The 17120-nt window shown below is 52.3% G+C and carries 12 protein-coding genes; 2 read left to right on the top strand and 10 right to left on the bottom strand.

Going from position 1 to position 17120, the window contains the following annotated elements; all coding sequences use genetic code 11:
• Positions 1-116 precede the first annotated feature (116 nt).
• The 10 genes from asnB to C4E04_RS20910 all read right to left on the bottom strand — a co-directional run bounded on the left by asnB (position 117) and on the right by C4E04_RS20910 (position 13722).
• Positions 117-2018: an asparagine synthase (glutamine-hydrolyzing) gene (asnB, locus tag C4E04_RS13675; RefSeq protein ID WP_109598082.1), complete on the bottom strand. Its 1902-nt coding sequence runs from the start codon at positions 2016-2018 to the stop codon at positions 117-119.
• A gap of 6 nt (positions 2019-2024) precedes the next feature.
• Positions 2025-2999 carry a glycosyltransferase gene (locus C4E04_RS20905; RefSeq protein ID WP_162559395.1) on the bottom strand — a complete coding sequence of 325 codons (975 nt, stop codon included), beginning with the start codon at positions 2997-2999 and terminating at the stop codon, positions 2025-2027.
• A gap of 630 nt (positions 3000-3629) precedes the next feature.
• A complete protein-coding gene (locus C4E04_RS13685) occupies positions 3630-5138 on the bottom strand; it encodes a glycosyltransferase (protein ID WP_109598086.1) in 1509 nt (502 codons plus the stop codon).
• 809 nt (positions 5139-5947) lie between these two features.
• Positions 5948-6325 carry an EamA family transporter gene (locus tag C4E04_RS21750; protein ID WP_109598088.1) on the bottom strand — a complete coding sequence of 126 codons (378 nt, stop codon included), beginning with the start codon at positions 6323-6325 and terminating at the stop codon, positions 5948-5950.
• A 73-nt stretch (positions 6326-6398) separates the two neighbouring features.
• A complete protein-coding gene (locus C4E04_RS13695) occupies positions 6399-7142 on the bottom strand; it encodes a bifunctional 2-polyprenyl-6-hydroxyphenol methylase/3-demethylubiquinol 3-O-methyltransferase UbiG (protein ID WP_109598090.1) in 744 nt (247 codons plus the stop codon).
• On the bottom strand, positions 7139-8065 hold the full coding sequence (locus C4E04_RS13700) for a class I SAM-dependent methyltransferase (protein WP_210204574.1): 927 nt from the start codon (positions 8063-8065) through the stop codon (positions 7139-7141). The genes C4E04_RS13695 and C4E04_RS13700 overlap by 4 nt, the downstream gene beginning before the upstream one ends.
• The gene (locus C4E04_RS13705) at positions 8058-10055 is read right to left on the bottom strand and encodes an NAD-dependent epimerase/dehydratase family protein (RefSeq protein ID WP_245416104.1); all 1998 of its coding nucleotides are present in this window, start codon (positions 10053-10055) and stop codon (positions 8058-8060) included. Before C4E04_RS13705 ends, C4E04_RS13700 begins: the two co-directional genes overlap by 8 nt.
• Positions 10052-10954, bottom strand: coding sequence for a transketolase family protein (locus C4E04_RS13710; RefSeq protein ID WP_109598092.1), 903 nt, complete (start codon positions 10952-10954; stop codon positions 10052-10054). Before C4E04_RS13710 ends, C4E04_RS13705 begins: the two co-directional genes overlap by 4 nt.
• Positions 10951-11829 carry a 1-deoxy-D-xylulose-5-phosphate synthase N-terminal domain-containing protein gene (locus C4E04_RS13715; protein WP_371681997.1) on the bottom strand — a complete coding sequence of 293 codons (879 nt, stop codon included), beginning with the start codon at positions 11827-11829 and terminating at the stop codon, positions 10951-10953. The genes C4E04_RS13710 and C4E04_RS13715 overlap by 4 nt, the downstream gene beginning before the upstream one ends.
• 27 nt (positions 11830-11856) lie before the next feature.
• The gene (locus tag C4E04_RS20910) at positions 11857-13722 is read right to left on the bottom strand and encodes a hypothetical protein (RefSeq protein ID WP_162559396.1); all 1866 of its coding nucleotides are present in this window, start codon (positions 13720-13722) and stop codon (positions 11857-11859) included.
• A 630-nt stretch (positions 13723-14352) separates the two neighbouring features.
• On the opposite strand from C4E04_RS20910, the gene C4E04_RS13720 reads away from it, so the two are divergent.
• Together C4E04_RS13720 and C4E04_RS13725 are read left to right on the top strand one after the other, a co-directional pair.
• The gene (locus tag C4E04_RS13720) at positions 14353-15141 is read left to right on the top strand and encodes an ABC transporter permease (RefSeq protein ID WP_109598094.1); all 789 of its coding nucleotides are present in this window, start codon (positions 14353-14355) and stop codon (positions 15139-15141) included.
• The gene (locus C4E04_RS13725; protein ID WP_109598096.1) at positions 15134-17035 is read left to right on the top strand and encodes an ABC transporter ATP-binding protein; all 1902 of its coding nucleotides are present in this window, start codon (positions 15134-15136) and stop codon (positions 17033-17035) included. The genes C4E04_RS13720 and C4E04_RS13725 overlap by 8 nt, the downstream gene beginning before the upstream one ends.
• The last annotated feature ends 85 nt before the right edge of the window (positions 17036-17120 follow it).

A 17120-nucleotide genomic window follows, 5' to 3' on the forward strand; every position in this document is an offset into this window, starting at 1 on the left:
AATAACCTATTCTTTAAAGCATAGACCTAGTCTAGGTTACTTTCCCTAGACACGATGGTCCATATAACAGTGCTTACAGTTCTTGTCAGCTGTTGAGTTCTGTAGAGGAAGACCGCCTACAGGCTGACACCGAAGCGCTCACCCCAGACCCCTAGGTTGACGATCCGCCACAGGGTGAAATCAACACTGCGACGGCCATCGAGCATATCCGCCATGAGAGCGCGTGTCCCTTTTGGCTCTAGTAGATCCGGATAGCGCCGGATCGTTGCTTCGACGCCATCCTGAATAAGATGACGCAGAGGCCCTCTGAACCAAGCCTCCTCAGGAGTCGAAAAGCCTAGCTTGTCGCGTCGCTCTCGAACAGCCTCAGGTAGAGTATGGCTCATCGCCTTGCGTAATACACGTTTGGTGTCCGACCGGACAATCTTGTGTGCATTGCCCAGTGCTAAGTTAAACTCTACGAGTCGATGGTCCAAAAAGGGTACACGCGCTTCAATGGAATGTGCCATCGAATTTCGGTCCTCCCAGTGAAGAAGCATCTGGAGATTGGACGCAAAGGTCAGGACAACGCAAAGAGATGCAATGTCTGTAACCGGCGAAAGGCCGTTAACTTGAATGGCTTTCTCGAAGGCCGAAGGCTCTGCCTGCAAAGATCGGAGTACATCAGATCCCATCCAGTCATGGTTAATAATGGCTTGGCGCTGGCGGAGGAGAAAGCCTCGTACCTGCGATGGCAGGACAGGCCCAATGAATCGCTTGAACTGGTCAATGAAGGAAACTCCGTGGACCCGGTCACGCTCGATCATCGTCCGCAATAATGTAATATAATCCCTGCGCCGGATGAGGTCCGACATGTAATAGGAATAGGAGGAATGATAGCCGGCAAGTTGCTCGTCGGCCCCCTGACCGTCGAGCATTACCTTGATGCCCGCGCGCTTGGCCTCTTCGAATACACACCATTGAGAGAAGATCGAGGTCGACCCGAAGGGTTCGTCCTGATGCCAAGTGATATCACTTGCTCGGGCGAAGACGTCCTCCCCTCGTGGGAAGATGTAATGAGGATGGGCGCCGGTCCGAGCAACCACTGCCTCCATGAAGGGCTTCTCGTCGACACTCTTCTCCGCATAGCAGGCAGAGACGGTATTCACCTTCGCGCCTCGGCCCTCGGCATCAAGCATGTCAGACATCAAGCAGACGATCGAGGAAGAGTCCAGACCGCCAGATAGGCAAGACCCGACAGGAACATCGGACCGGAGATGCATGCGGACGGAATCGGTCAGGAGCTCGCGGAACCGTTCTGCAGCCTCAGCCTCGGAAATGTTCAGGGTAGAGTGAGCAGGAAGCTGATACCAACGCCTCGGCTTGCAATAGCCACTCCAGGGCTGAGAGGCGTCGATGGTCACACAACAACCGGCTTGGAGTTGCACAACTCCCTCGAACATCGTCTCTGGCGTGTGATCGCTGATGCCCGAGGCTAGAAAATCCCGGACGCGGGCTAGGTTCATCCGGTTTTCGATACCTCGGAGTCCTAGCAGCTGCTTGATCTCCGAACCGAAGGCAACCCCATGGGAATTGACCACCATGTACATCGGCTTGATGCCGAACCGGTCCCTTGCGGCAAACAAACGCTGTTCCCGAGCGTCCCAGATGAGGAATGCGAACATACCCATCAGACGGTTGAGGCATTCATCGCCCCATTCCCGGTACGAGGCGAGCAGGACCTCACTGTCGCTGTCGGACTTAAAGAAATGCCCCTTATGGCGCAACTCTTCACGCAACTCTAGATAGTTGTATATTTCGCCGTTGAACACTAACCAGAAGCGGCCCGTCTCGTCTGCCATAGGCTGGAGGCCGGCATCGCTTACGTCGATGATGGCAAGACGTCGATGCCCAAGAGCGACAGGTCCCGCCTTGGAAGGAAATTCACGCCACCCTGACCCATCGGGTCCGCGATGTGCGATGATATCGATACGCTGGCGCTCGGGGTCAAAGCCGATGGACGTATAGATCCCGCACATGGTTCATTACCTTCCGTTAGTCGCCAGATGGGTGCAGGCGGACACGAGTCTCTCGCTCTCTTTCTGCCAATTGAGTTCGCGCGCGGCATCAAGCGAACGGCGCTTGTATTGCTCAATCACCACATGGTCGAGAGAATTGATGGTCGCAGCAATCACAGATGGGTCCATACCCGTGAACAGCCGGCCGTGATCAAACGTCTTGATGAGTCGCGCCATTTCCGGAAGGTCGGAGACGCAAAGTGCGAGTCCTGCCATAGTATACTCGAAGAACTTATTGGGCAGAGCAAAGCGATTGTGCAGGGAATGGTTCGGCAGAGCAAATAAACCTACGTCGAAGGCATTTGCCTCGCGCACAAGGTCGACCATCGGAACCGCCGGCACCAAGGACACACGGTCCTGGACGCCAACCTCGAACATGAGACGGTTCAAGGCGTCATAATACTCAGCCAAGGCCGGCCCTCTGATTGTCAGATTGAATTCCGGACGCCAAAGAGAGACGCTACGTATGCATTCCTCAAGCCCCCGTCCCGGGGCAACGATGCCATGATAGAGTACTTTTATGATCTCACCGGTCCCTCGGAAAGGCATTTCCTGATAGGATGGCGTGTTACGGATGACGACCGGCCGCTCCCTTAGCTCATAGAGCTCCATGAGGCGGTCTGCGATTCCATCCGATACACAAGTGACTAAAGCGGCCTCTTTTATGCACTCCCGCTCGATCGCCACGGTGACAGGCCGATGGAGCAGGCGCCACCTCAATTTCTCCGTATACTCATCAGCGGCCAACTCATGAGTATCATAGACGAGGACTGCCCCACTTTCCTGGGCGAGGCGTCGAGCAATTGGCAGAGCAGTCCAGTCATTGGCCAGCCAGACATCCGGCCTCTGCATTTTTCCAAGGCTGTACAGGTCTCCGAACCTGGAATTTAACAGCCAAAAGGTACGCTCCGCAGATTTCGGCCAGAGGCGCGGTGCCTGCATACGGGTAACATAACGGATCTGCCCAAGACGTCGAAAGGCTTGGCGCTTGATCCAACCTAGTCCAGCGTATCGGGCGGCAATCCTACATGTATTTTCAGCGACCTCCCAAGCTCGTCTCCTGCTATCGGAACCATCCTTCTTAGACTCTCGGGCTGATTGTTTAGGCGCAGCCGTACCCGAACGGCTCCTCTCATCTGTCGCCCATAAGGGTGCAATCGGATCAGCGAGCGATGCCCCGATCAGGGCACCTCCCCCCTGCAGTGAAACGAGATTGCTCTCGTCAAGCAATGGCCAGTCGGGCGGCGGTGATTGCGATCCAGCGAGACCAATCCCGACGACATCCCACCCAGCCCTGGAGAAAGCGTCGCCCTGTCGGCGCACCCGAGGGTCGTCCGGGATCTGAGAGAGCGCAACTATGCCAACCGAAAGACGCCTGCCCGGCACGACTTCGCCTGTTTCTGATAAAAGCCTGGGATCATTCATGAATGAGTTAATTTCACTGCAACAGCACTCGCGGGCAAAACCTGCCATAAATTCCCCGCACGCAATATAAGACAGGCTTACCTGAGTCCAGCAATCCAGGCGGATATCATTGCATATAACAGGGCTTACTGCTCCCCCAACCCGCGCCTAGGCAAGCAACTGATCGAGGTCAATCATTGCTTTGGGAGGCTCTGATAGGCCTCTATAGCGCTCGGGAAGCGGCAACCGTGCATAGATTTCCTTCAACTTCGCAGCTTCCACCGGCCACTCCCAAGCGGATCCCCTACGTTCCAATGCTTCACGAGCCTTTTGAAGAACCTGATCCTGAGGGTCAAACGCACGGTTGATCGCCTGGGCGATTTCTGCAGCATTTGACATTGAATGGACGAGGCCAAAACCCTCGCCTTCCACAACCTGACGGAGAAACGGAAGGTCATTACAGATGATAGGCAACCTCGCCGCGATAAACTCAAAGAGCTTGTTAGGCGAGCAGACACGATGATTAAAATCGACAGGTTGATAAGGAATTATTCCCGCATCGGCTTCTGAAGACCAAGATACTAGCTCGTCCCAAGGCACAGGCGGCAGAATATGCACCCTCCGAGCGACCCCAGCTTCCCGAGCCAACCGATGAAACTTATCGACGTCGCCATACCCCATCATGACAAGGTGGACCTCTGGACGAACTGCCGCAAAGGCGCTGACCAGCTCCGTTAACCCTCGACCGACATCAGCGATCCATCCCTGATACATCAAGATCTTAGCGCCTTGTCCAAGCCGCAATTTCCGACGCAATCTACCCTTGAAGCCTCCCCTGAAGCCTGCCAAGGCGTCACCGCCAGTAGCGTTCATGATAATGTCAAAAGGTTTGCAGTCGTAACAATACTCCATAAGACGGGAACAGTACGGATTCACCGTGATCGTGGCGTCGCAGTACTTGAGAAGAAGCTGCTCTTTGGAGTGGAGGAAACGCGTTTCAGCATCCGTCAAAGTTGAAATTTGCGGATAGACCTCATGGGCATCATAAATAAGAGGAACTCCAAGGACCCTTTTAGCGTAGACGCCCGCGAGAAGTTGCGGCAGATCATGCACATGAATCACATCAGGATCTAAATAAAGAGTCCGGTAAAATAAAGCACGCTCCCAGAGATTGACTTCGGGAAGGTCTGCGAGCAGTTCAGGATCCAAAGTCGGCGCCTGCGCGAGTTTCTCCGCCGTCCCTGCCCAGAACTGCTTGATGTACCGCAACTTGAACTCCTTCAAACGAAGGCGAAACTTTGACCTAAACCTATGGAGGCCGCTTTTGAGTTCAGCTCCGCGCCTTTCCTGTTCAAGGTCAAGCTCATTTGTCATGCGAGCAATGCCGAGCTTCACCATCAACGCACGAAGCTTCGCAAATCGAGGCCCAGACAGACCCGCGCTTCCCTCCTGCCCCGCAAGGTCAAAACCCAAATCATCGAAAGCACCTTCCAGATAGCCAAGGTCCAGATCAATCCACATGACCTTAACCCTACCCAGCCGGTCACCTGCAGGGGCCTTGCCATCCTGACGAGCGACGACGATAACCTCGTGCCCCTCGTCAATCAGTGATTCTGCTTCAAGAAGGATTCGCCGGTCGACGGATTTTCCATCGTCTGTGAGCATGACGATACGCATTGGTCTTTTCGCTTTTGCTAGAAATCCGAACTCGCGAAGCCCATTTCAACTGGACAGTCTTAACCGGCAGTTTGGCAGGAATGCAGAGAGTGGACCCATAGAGCCTAAGCGCCGCTTTCGCAAGCACTGCACGCCTCTCCCAAACATGCTCTAGCTACGCAGGACCTTCAGCAACCGGCACTCTCATGGCACATCCATTGACTAGCGCGTCTAGCAGACGCGCCGATAAAGCCACATAGAAAAAGCAACATCTAAGCAAACTATGATAATAATGCGCCTGCAATTAACATTGTCACCCAAAGAATAAGATGCCAACCTACAATTTAAAATGAACATCAATATATAAAGATAAGCTTCATCATATAAACTCCACCGCTTTATTCGCGCGGAAATTAACCATTGCATCCATCTAATGCCCTATGCGTAATTCCAACAAATATATACAAAATAGGTAGCGCAAACAAAAAAATACCTCATATGAAAGCGATTTTTGCGCCTAAACCAAAGTACAAATAATCCCCAACGCTATTGCAATAACCCCAAGCCAAAACAAAGGCGCCACGCGTTCTTTAAAGAAAATTTTGCCGCCCAGGGGAACCAATATATAAGCTCCGGCCGCAAAAGGTATAAGCTGTGAGAGCCTAACTGTTTGTAGAACCCAAACGGACACGACCGATGAAAGCAGCATCAGACATGCACTGATCGCGAGGAGACCGAACCCAGAAAACGAAACTGGCTGCGAAGCCGCAGCCTTTACGCATAGTTGCGCGATACTGCTGCCTAACACCGCCGCGATACAAAGACTGAATTCAAGAAGAGACATTAGCCGGAACTGCGTTTCGCGTAGTTAGAAAGATACCGAAACAGATAAAAGCCATACCAATTACATATTTCAAGCTTATAATATCGTTGAAAATTAGAACACTGGCGACGGGTGTCAGTACATATATGGACGCCGTCCATGGATACGCCTGCGAGAGCGGCAATCGTCTCAGCGCGAGCACCCAGGCCACCGTCCCGATAAACATAAAGATAGCGGCGAACGCTAGCCAGGGATTGAAGAGCCACCCTTTCTGTAGCTCCGGGTGAATTGTAGAATATATAGCTGCTGCCTTAAACAGAACCTGCACAGAGGTCATGCAGCCGACCATTATACCGACTGCTCCCCACGCAATTCGTATATCCATGGATACACCCTATTCGCCCATTGATATGGCCGCACACATGAACAATCGGCCATTCATCAACTTCAGCTTGCCGCTACTGCTTCGAGGCTATAATTAAACATTGCCCACAAGCAACCGCATTAATAACGGGGATCTTTTCCACGAAAGGTTCAACCGATTTACAAGCTCTTGCCAACCAATCTGGACAGAACATAGGAACTAGATTAACGTGTTGAACTGCTTTTACTTGAAAATCTGCGGCTTTAATCCAGGCCCTTAATGTCGGCGACAGAAACGACTGCTCCTCATGCTCGATATGGTAGCGAGAGACCCGCTCTAGGATCTTTAAGATCGGATTAAACCCGTTAGGCTCTAGGATGATCATTGTGTCGGCTAACGCTGCCGCACAGGCAACTGCCCGCTGAGGGTCAGGAAGGTGGTGGAGGACACCACGCAAGACGACACAGTCAAATGGGGGACGCCCTCTTAGGAGATTTGGATCATAGATGTTTCCTACTTCGAAATGAGCCCGATCTGAAACACCCGCCTCCAGAGCTCGTTTAGTTGCAGCATCCGTGGCGGCTGAAGCTGGATCGATTCCCAAAACCTCCTCTGCTCCTAGCGTGAGGAATTCGAGGCTATATGCTCCATCTCCGCAGCCGAGATCTAGAACGCGCTTCGATTTGAACGCATAAATATCAGCAATACTCTTACTGATCCGCGCGTTCGCAAGCCGAGACGAAATCTTCTCGGCCGTATAAACATACGATCCAGTACGCTTCACATCGTCATCGAAGCGGCTGACATTGGTCTTTACTAGGTTTCGATTGTTACTCATTTGGAACTGCCAATCGCTTTTTGTCCGACAGCTAGTAGGTTTCCAACGTTTAGAGGTATTCTGACCTCCGCCGCCCCAAAGCGTTTTAAAACGTTCTCAACCCTATTCTTCAGTTTATCGTGCATTGGCGTCAACCTGAGCCAATAGCGCAACGGGTAAGTATTTGTAATCGTCTGAACCCGGATGTGATCGAACCCAGCCTCTCGTAGCAATGTACTGACAGACTCGGGGCTAAAGAGTTGCAGGTGTTCGATATCGATAATCGGCGAACGCATGCCCAAGGCTCGGTTCAATAATCCCCGCCAATTATGAACGACTACAGCAACTAGCCCGCCTGGCTCGAGGAGCTCATAAACCGTCCTCATGAGCTGGCCAGGTTCGGAGACGTGTTCAAGCGTCATAAAGCTGCAGACGAGCGAGGGACGAACGTCGGCCACGATCTCGGCAGAGAACATCCCTTCTCGAAGCAAAGGGCGGATCTCTTCTGGGGCCGCGTCAATTGCAGCCTTGGAAGGTTCAACACCTATTGCCTTGCCGAAGCCCCAACGCAAAAACCAACTCAGCAGATACCCGTTTCCAGCACCGATATCGATCGCCGCAGTTCGGGAGGTAAGTTCGGATACATACGGAGCCAGAGCGTTGGCATAACTTTCTGCAGCGCATCTCGCCTCTTCGGCGGAATCATATGCTGCCTCGGCATAAGCACTTGTAAGGAAAGACAGGTCGGGCGGTGCAGGAGCATAGATCAAGTTACAGCTTGTGCAGCGAACGAGCCGATGGCACATGAATTCTGGCTGCTTCCTAGATGCATAAGTATAATCCGTTACTCTCGTGTTATCGAGACGCTCATCAGCGAAATGAACGCTTTCTCGCGCTCCACATGCAGGGCAGACACGCTCGTTTATTTTTTTTGGATCAGACAAGTGTATTCCCCTCGCCTGCAATATGAAGCTGCGCTTGTTTTACCTCGCCACGCACAATGATATTCTTTCTAATGAAAGCCGGTCTTCCCTTCGTCTCCTCAAGAATCTTACCAATATACTCTCCAAGCAACCCCAGGCCGAGAATTGTCGCAGAGCCGAAGAACATAATTAACAGTGACAGAAACGTAATCCCCTTCGGGACAGAGTCTGGAGCTGCGATCCGGACGATGATGGCAACTAGAGCCAATAGAGAAGTACCAGCAAACGCGAGACCGCCAAAAGCACTCAGAAGGTGGAGGGGCATGCGAGAAAAGGAGAAGATAGCTTTTTTAGCCCATCCGATATTCCGAATCCAGTTATTGGTGCTGACTCCAAACATCCTTTCAGGCCGGACGTAATCGACTCCCATTTGATTAAAGCCGACGAATGCCCGCAACCCCCGCAGGAACGCGTCGTGCTCACGACATTGTAACATCCAATGCACGACGGTTCGATCGAGCAATGAGAAATCGCCTGCATCTTTTGGGATAGGCACGTCACTCATAGCCGCCAACAATCTATAGAAACCTCTGTAGCAGGCCTCGAGCCAAGCAGGCATCTCGCGTTTAACACGACGCCCGTAAACAACGTCAGCCCCTTCCCGCCACTTCGTAATGAACTCTTCTATGATTTCAGGTGGATCCTGTAGATCTCCGTCAAGAAGCACGCAGGCTTCCTTACTAGCGAGCTCCATGCCACTTCGAAATGCGGACTGAGATCCAAAGTTGCGCGAATGACTTATACCAATCACGTGCGGATCTTGCGCAGTAATCTCCCGGATGACTTCAGCAGAATTATCAGGTGAATTATCGTTGACAAATATTATTTCGTAATCGACCCGAGCTCTATTAAATGCCTTTACTAGGCGTTCATGCATTATAGGAATCGCCTGTTCGTCGCGATAACATGCGACAACAGCCGAGATGGAGTTCTTCTCTTTACGTAGCTGTGGTTTCTTTGTGAGCTTCCCAAACTCGGCATGGGTAAGAAAATCACGCCACCAGTCACGTGTGGTGAGTAGTCCGTTCTCTAAGGAAAGTCGGGCCCTCCATCCGAGAAGCTCGAGTGCCTTACTCGGATCCGCATACCAAGCGTCGACGTCCCAAGCGCGTCCAACAGCACTGTCGAACTCGGGAATGGCATCGATATCGAAAGTACGACGCGCCAAGTCCGCCAGCTCTCCAAGGGACGTCTGAACACCTGTGCCTATATTGATCGACTCGCCTGCCAATTGGGGGCCCATCGCTGTCGCGGCATCGACGAAAGCGTGCACAACGTCGTCAACATGCACAAAATCCCGAGCGATCTCCGGCCTCGCAAATTGTGGAAGCTCTCCATGGAGAGACTTCTCGCATAGAACGGGAATTAGGCGCGACGTATCCTCATAAGGACCATACACAGAATAGAGCCGGAGGTTCACAACAGGAACGCTACGAACCTTTCCATAGTAAGCGACTGCGTGACTTGTCGCGGCTTTACTGACGGCATAGTGGCTATTGGGAAGAAGTCTTCCATCCTCCGTCGGCCCAGCTGCATTCAGTCCATACTCCGAAGAGCTCCCAGCATGAACGAACGCTGCTAGTTCCAACCCGGAAACAGCCTCCATGAGCTGTATAAAGCTCAGGTAGTTGGTCGCATGAATTCGTTCAAAATTCTGCTCGAAAGAGTATGCACCGAAGGATGAGCAATCGAAAATTGTCCTCGGCGCCACCTTAGCGAGGGCCGAATGAACCGTTACGGGATCCTCAAGGTTAAGGAAGTTTAGGTTAGCGGCTGGGATACCGTCTAAACGCCAGGAATCTCCTGAAAAAAAAGTTCCGACGACATCCTCTCGCTCGCTCAGGAGCGCACGAAGCAAGTTTGCCCCGATGAAACCGCTCGCACCGATAATCAGAATCGGACCGTGGAGCTTTCGGATTTTTGTCGAAATGCTCATTGAGCGAAGGGTCATGAACTCGCCTCTCCACCGGTCACGAAGGCCAGAATAGCCTCTTGATCCAAGCCAGATATTCTCCGGTGATACGCCTGAGAGCCAAAACGCTCGGTAGGATATCCGTGAGCGTAGCGATGAACGAAGCGCCGGATGGGCTTATTGTGAGTCGCCAAAAAGTGACTAAATTGCATTCCTAGTCCACCAGCGGCTACATGCTCTTCAACGACGATCACGGGCCGCCCATCACGAGCGTGCTTAAGGATGTCATCTGGAACGGATGTCAGAGGCAGTTCAGATACAGCCCAGACTGCTGGCCGCTTGGATCGCTCAATCCTCTCGAGGGCCCCCCATGCGAGGCCGGCGAGTGGCCCAAGGGCAACGATAGCACCGCGATCCCCATCAAGGACAAGGCGCCACGGCTCGTAAGTAGGAACTGCGGTGCCTTTAGGACGAGCATCGTAGCCCAACCGCAAGTATGTTGGCCCGCCAATAAATCTCAGCATGGCCGGAATGTCTTCGTCGAAGGCTGGGACTAGTACCCGGACGCCAAGAGCTGTCATGGCCGCGCAATCTTCCAGCGCATGATGGGTCGGTCCCATATGACCGTAGGCGTAGCCGCCACCATTTCCGACCAAACAGACTGGCAGGCGGCCGAGGCAAATGTCATTGCGGATTTGCTCGAACGGGCGTGCGTAGCAGAACGGCGCGATGCTGTACACGAAGGCCTTTAAACCTTCACGGACAAGCCCGGCGGCGACCCCGACCATATTTTGTTCTGCAACGCCCATGTTGATGAAACGTTGGCCAAAGGCAGCGCGGACCCCCTCCAATGCCATGAACCCTAGATCGCCTGTCAGGAAGAACTGGTCCGGGTGATTGCATTGCTCGATCAGTGTTGAAGCAAAAGCGTTCCTCATCGCGATCCCTCGGTGCTCGCGCCCCTAGCATCCACATTAAAGTCGTCTGGCAGCGGCAAATAGTGCGAATCCAGCCGATCCTCGTAATGCAAACCGCGCCCCTTCACCGTCTTTAGAACGACGATGTGCGGCCTGTTAGCCTGGCCTGCGCCGAGCCCCCCCATGATCGCCGCTATATCGTGGCCGTCGACTGACACAACGGAACCTCCAAAAGATTCCAGGCGCGACGTTAGATCATTAAACGACACCACCTCCTCTGTCCGACCGAAACCCTGCCATCCGTTCTGATCAATCAGGATTGTTAGATTGTCCAAGCGTTGATGGACAGCAAAGGTTAGCGCCTCCCAACATGCTCCCTCCTGCCATTCACCATCAGAACACAAGCAGAAAACCCGCTTACCACTTCCCTTATGTCGGGCAGCCAAGGCAAGACCCGCGGAAAGCGAGGGCCCATGCCCGAGGCTTCCTGTAGAGAAAAGAAGCCCAGGGATGCCAGTGCCCGAAGGGTGCCCGGGAAGAGTGGTATCGTCCCGACAGAAGCTATCCAGCTCTGCGTCGCTTAACTTCCCTACGCTCCAAAGCGCTACATAAAGAGCACCTGCTGAATGCCCCTTGGACAAGACGAATTGGTCCTCGGGCTTCATACCCCAGTGATGAAGTGCGACAATAGCTTCTAAGCAGGAAAGATTCCCCCCGACGTGACCCGCTTTGGCATGCAGATGCATGCAAAGGAGGCGCCTGCGGGCTCTCGAAATTACTTCATCAACAATAGCTTGCTGATCCATAGATGTACTCGGCGTCTTATCCTGGGAGAGCTTCATTCCAGCTCGGGTTGGCAGGAAGCGCTTCATAGCAAAGCCGAACGCCAAGGTCATCCATTCAAGGAAATTTTGTTGCTGCGGCTATTGCGCAACCGACCTTCTTTTCTGTTCACAGCCAAGCCGAGCCTCTTCAGGGGTTCGATTTGGTTTCAGGAGATATTGTTCATAGCTCGTCGGAAATGCTCCTTTAGGAGATGAAAATTTTCCTACACGTACATAGTCCTGATCCAAGCTGATCCCGTAGCGCTGCAGGACATCGTCAGAAATCTTCAGAGGGCCTCCTGGCTCGACAAAAACCCAAGCTCGCGCAATCTCGTCGCAGGACACTCCATCGAGAGCAGACCCAGCAAAAGCCTGACTTCCTGCATAACCGCCCGGCAACCAGGGCTGTCCGATCGCCTTGGCACTCAGAACCACGGCAATCCCTGGATAATGCCCAGATAGATTGATCAAAGGAGTGCGCGGCCTGAAATTCTCCGCCTGCCCAACCTGTCTTAGCGCCGCAAAATACGCTGCAAAATCGCGGGAAACTCTCATCCGAGTCCCCCCCTCTCCGAAGTACACGAGTTCGTTGTTCTGACGCAGGGCCTGAGTCTGCCGATACGGATAGTTCATGCTGATCGATAGAAGTCCAATCACGACAAGCTGAGATGCAACCAGAACCGGCAAAAACAGAGCCCATACCTCAGGCGACGGAGACGCGATTCTTAGAAGCACAAGGCTCGCAGCAACCCAAAAAATTGCAGCCATAGGCCCTGTCATCCAGTAATTATTTGAAGTACCGAACGCGTAGATATATGGAAAGAAGATAAGACATCCGAATAATGCGATTAAACTTCGATTCTCAGAGGCAACAAATCTTGACCTTCCAATAATAACGGCAGCCAACATACCACCGATGGGAGCTGAGAGCAGCAGTGTCGACTGAAAAGTTGTATAGGGATAATCAACAGACACAGCCCCAACTAGAAAACCCACCGTCACCATCGCACCGAAAGCGCAGACTATTATTCCCACCTTTCGAGAAACGAAAACCGCGACTAGGATGAGTACAAGGACCACTACAGCAACAACTTCCATAACATAGGCTATGGTGTCCGTTACAATAAATGTGCCTACGCGGAACATGCTTCCAACAGTATGCCCTGCCTCCAACGTTCCGTAGAGATTTGCAGCCCGGATCAGGCGCTCACCAAAGCCACGGGGCGAGCCATCAATCAGCCAAGCAGATCCGAGCAAAAGCACAGCCGCCGTGGTAACGGACAGAAGAAACAAACGGATGTTCAGTTTCCGTGAAATAGCAAGATACGCGACCACAACAATCGCAAGAGCGACGGCGGATGGCGGCTTCGCCATTAGCACTAACCAACCGGCCGCGCCTATCGTGATCCAACCTATTTTACTTTGCAGCGAAAGCTGCCCTTCGGCGAGGATGACACCTATGCCGGCCAGCAATAATCCCTGGAGCCCCAAGCTGTTATAGTTGGGGGTTGGCAGCCATGGGGCAAATATTGCAAGTGAGGTTGCCGCAAGCGACGCTGCAAGGCCGACGACGACGAAGTTATAAACCGCTGACCGTATACTTAGAAGGGGGCGACATTCGCCCAGAAGTCGGCGAAACAAAAATACACCGAAGATGAAAGCAAGACCGAATGTAATAAATAAGTTCGCTCTTCTTACATAAACGACATCACCAGAAAGCAAAACATACAATATGTGATAAATGAACCCGAATTGAGTGGCAGATTCTGTATAATCCCATGGCCGCGCCATCCATAATACGTAATAACTCTCATCAGTTAAATCTATTCCATAATTGCTTTTAGCTAAAATGAACCCAAAAACGGCACTGCTTCCAATAAGTATAGCAAGCATCGACAAGCACAGAGCAAGCGGATAGGCAGATCGCCCGCTCCCACCCTCCAAGATTTGGCTAGAATCGCGCATTACCATCTCATAATCTGCCCTATACGAGGAACATTTGCAGAATCGGAAAATCTACCTTGGTGCCGGAGAAAATAAACCAAGGCGCGGCGCAGATATCATCAAAATTCTCATCCCGCCATATGAGCGCCTTTGCAGGATCAGATCCTACCGTGCCACTTCGATCCCCACACATGAGCACTTCCAGATTTCTGCCTGCGGCCCCTCAATGCGAAATGCCTCTCATCGGCCATTGATTTGCGACCACGCATCAGGCTCTGCCGCACATTATTTCCCGGAGCCGGCAAGTCGTTAAGAACAGTCGAACTCGTTCGATCGCCCCAAGCGACAAAACCGTTTTCGCCATGGTGTTTCCTGTCGCCCTCCGTGAACCGCACCTTGAGACACGAATTAGCCTTCCGGGAGCATTTGCTCAGGCGATCCAAAATTGCTATAGGCTCCTCGCCGACGGACCGCGATATAGTCGCTTCGGCACGTCTCTTCTCTTGAATCAAAACCAGGAAAAGTTCGAGGTAAGACACTGGAGGCCCGCATGGTGAATGCATGTGAATTCTTATAAGAACTGAATTATCGCTAGAATCTTTGATACAAAAACCTTAAAACGGCAACCCGCCATCGGTGCTAAATAGTCTCATGCTTTCCTTACCTTACCGAATCCTGTGGTCCAACCGCCAGCGCATATTCGCTCTATCAGTACTAGAGTTGTCTTCCCGGTATGCCAGCAGTGTTCTTGGGGCACTATGGATAGTAGTATTTCCTCTATTCTTTCTTTCGATCTATGCTTATGTCTATCTATTTGTGTTTAAGGTTCAGGCTGCTAATGTCGACTCTTTGACACTTATCCTCATTATTTTCGGCGCCCTTGTTCCTTTCATTAGCTTTCAAGAAACCCTGAGCGTTGGGGCTATGACGATCGTGAGCAACAAGCCGCTCGTAAATGGAACCTTGTTTCCAATCGAAATCCTTCCTCCGCGTGTTGCCTTGTCGAGCTTCCCGGTGCTCTTCGTTGGTCTTGCTCTCGTGATCGTTACACGAATTTTTCAAGGACAAGCTTCACTGACTTTACTACTTCTTCCAGTAGCCATTGCTCTACAGTTCTTATTTCTGTGTGGCATTGCGTGGCTGGTCTCCACAATGACTGTTTTCTTCCGAGACTTCGGCCAGATCGTCGGGCTACTCTCAGTCGTTTTGATGCTCTTGTCTCCCATTGGATATTCGAGAGAGCAGGTTCCTGATACGTTGGGTTGGATTTCACTCATCAACCCACTCTTCTATATGATCGAGTTCTATCGGGACATTCTCATCCGGGGTGACATTGATCCTAAGATTGCCGTCACCTGGGTCATCACCGCTTTCGGGACTTTCCATATCGGATTTTTTCTCTTCGAGCGCCTAAAACTGTTGTTTGCTGACTATGTCTGATCCCATCATCGAACTAAAGCATGTCTCCCGCGTGTTCCGGATGAGTTCCGGAACCAAGTGGCAGCGCATCATGACGAGCCTGGGGCTCATAAACAACTCCGAGAATATTCAGGAGTTCTGGGCGCTTCGAGATATCAATCTCCAGATCGCGCCGGGCCATCGCCTCGGTATTATCGGCAGGAACGGTGCTGGTAAAAGCACTTTGTTGCGAATTATTGCTGGACTGCTGCAGCCTAGCGAAGGGTCCGTATTGGTTCGCGGAAATGTCGAGACCATGATGCATCTTGGCACCGGATTTCATCCAGATCTAACGGGCCGTCAGAATGTAAAGGCAGCCCTTGCACATAAGGGGATTTTTGGGAAGGAAGCAGCTGATACTCTTGAAGAGATCATCGACTTCACCGAACTCGATGAGTTTTTTGACATGCCTCTGCGAACCTACTCAAGCGGTATGAATGCGCGGCTTGGGTTTGCAACGGCAACGGCTGTTAAGCCTGAGGTACTCATCATTGACGAGGTTCTGGGAGCCGGTGACGCCTATTTTGCGAGCAAAAGCTACGAGCGCATGCGCCGCCTAACTTCATCGGGCGCTACTGTTTTGTTCGTATCACACGATATGAGTGCGGTGGAACAGCTTTGCGACGACGCAATCTGGCTCGAGCGCGGCCAACTCAAGTCGTCAGGCTCCACGATAGATATCTCTCGTGCTTATGCAGCTAGCGTACGGCGGGAAGAGCAGCTCCGTATGAAGCTCCGGAACAGCATGCTCGGCGCAAAGAACTTCTCCGCACTGAAAAACCGGCTGGATCATCCATTCCAACTTATCGTCCGCATCTTCGTCGAAGAGGGCAATCTCGACGTATCTGAAGCCACCCTGCTGTCTGGGGAAGATGAGATTGGATCGGTGGTGGTTGGAGCGCCTCAGGACAGCAATTATCGCGAGATCGCCTTCGCTCTCGTAGACAATGAACTTGGGCGCTGGAGCAAACCCAAGCAAGACCAGGATGGAAGGTTCTTTCGCTCTATCAGTTCTAAGAGTGCAGCGCCCGGATCCGGCGCCATCGTTTATAACCTCGACTTTATTGATATTGATCAAGAGTGGTCATTTACCGCCCTCGTACGGGAAGGTAAGGGACAGATACAGGTTTGGGACGGCAAGACTTATACTTCAATTGCCGACTTCAAAGCTGGAAGCGAGTTTTGCCCTGTAGAAATCTCCATTCCTAAGGCGATCTTAGCGTCATTCCTCGCCTCCGAGGGAATCGATGTTCCTAGCCAGACACTGCCCCCTTCAAGCGTCCCCGATATGGAAACCAATCCTCCTGTCGAGACCTTGAGCACAACGGGCGAGATTGAGGTCGCAACACAGACCGAGATTGCCGCCTTAGAAGGGTCAGCAGATCAAGCTGCTCGTAGCAGAATGCTTGAACTGGATGTTAAGTCATCCATGATCACGATCACTGATGTTCTCTTGGAGGATGCATCGGGGGACGAACAGACCCACTTCCTCTCTTTGCAGCCGATGCGCATCCGCATTCGGTACAATGCCATGGCGGAGGTCGAAAGGCCGGAGTTTGCCGTTACTTTCTATCGTGAAGGGGTGTGCGCCCTCCAGGTACTTTCGGGCGACGTTCCAAGTAATCCAGGAGTCATTTCTGCCGGATCAAAAGGGGAGGCCGTGATTGAGTTTCCGTCGCTTCCCATCGGCCGTGGAAGCTATATGGTGTCGGTTGCTATCTTCCCGCAGTCCGTCCGCACCGACCGAAGTGGCGACCATATCGCCTATGCCTTGCTCGACCGCCGTTTCCAGATCAAGGTTGCTCAACCCGAAGATGATCTTATCGATCGAGGTATTGCACGGGGTCCCAGCATGTGGTCGTTTTCGGGAACATAGACTTGTAATTCTATGAGCGTAGCCACGGGTTCAGTTCTGGGCTGGGGTAACCGCACACATGCATAGTCACCCTCGCCGTGATTGC

This window comes from Microvirga sp. 17 mud 1-3, from assembly GCF_003151255.1.
Taxonomy (GTDB): Bacteria; Pseudomonadota; Alphaproteobacteria; order Rhizobiales; family Beijerinckiaceae; genus Microvirga.

Coding starts and splice junctions, on each gene's coding strand:
- C4E04_RS13685 (WP_109598086.1), bottom strand. CDS start 5,138: ATGCGTATCGTCATGCTCACAGACGATGGAAAATCCGTCGACCGGCGA.
- C4E04_RS13715 (WP_371681997.1), bottom strand. CDS start 11,829: ATGACCTTGGCGTTCGGCTTTGCTATGAAGCGCTTCCTGCCAACCCGA.
- C4E04_RS13710 (WP_109598092.1), bottom strand. CDS start 10,954: ATGAGGAACGCTTTTGCTTCAACACTGATCGAGCAATGCAATCACCCG.
- asnB (WP_109598082.1), bottom strand. CDS start 2,018: ATGTGCGGGATCTATACGTCCATCGGCTTTGACCCCGAGCGCCAGCGT.
- C4E04_RS13720 (WP_109598094.1), top strand. CDS start 14,353: ATGCTTTCCTTACCTTACCGAATCCTGTGGTCCAACCGCCAGCGCATA.
- C4E04_RS20905 (WP_162559395.1), bottom strand. CDS start 2,999: ATGCAGGCACCGCGCCTCTGGCCGAAATCTGCGGAGCGTACCTTTTGG.
- C4E04_RS20910 (WP_162559396.1), bottom strand. CDS start 13,722: ATGCGCGATTCTAGCCAAATCTTGGAGGGTGGGAGCGGGCGATCTGCC.
- C4E04_RS21750 (WP_109598088.1), bottom strand. CDS start 6,325: ATGGATATACGAATTGCGTGGGGAGCAGTCGGTATAATGGTCGGCTGC.
- C4E04_RS13725 (WP_109598096.1), top strand. CDS start 15,134: ATGTCTGATCCCATCATCGAACTAAAGCATGTCTCCCGCGTGTTCCGG.
- C4E04_RS13695 (WP_109598090.1), bottom strand. CDS start 7,142: ATGAGTAACAATCGAAACCTAGTAAAGACCAATGTCAGCCGCTTCGAT.
- C4E04_RS13705 (WP_245416104.1), bottom strand. CDS start 10,055: ATGACCCTTCGCTCAATGAGCATTTCGACAAAAATCCGAAAGCTCCAC.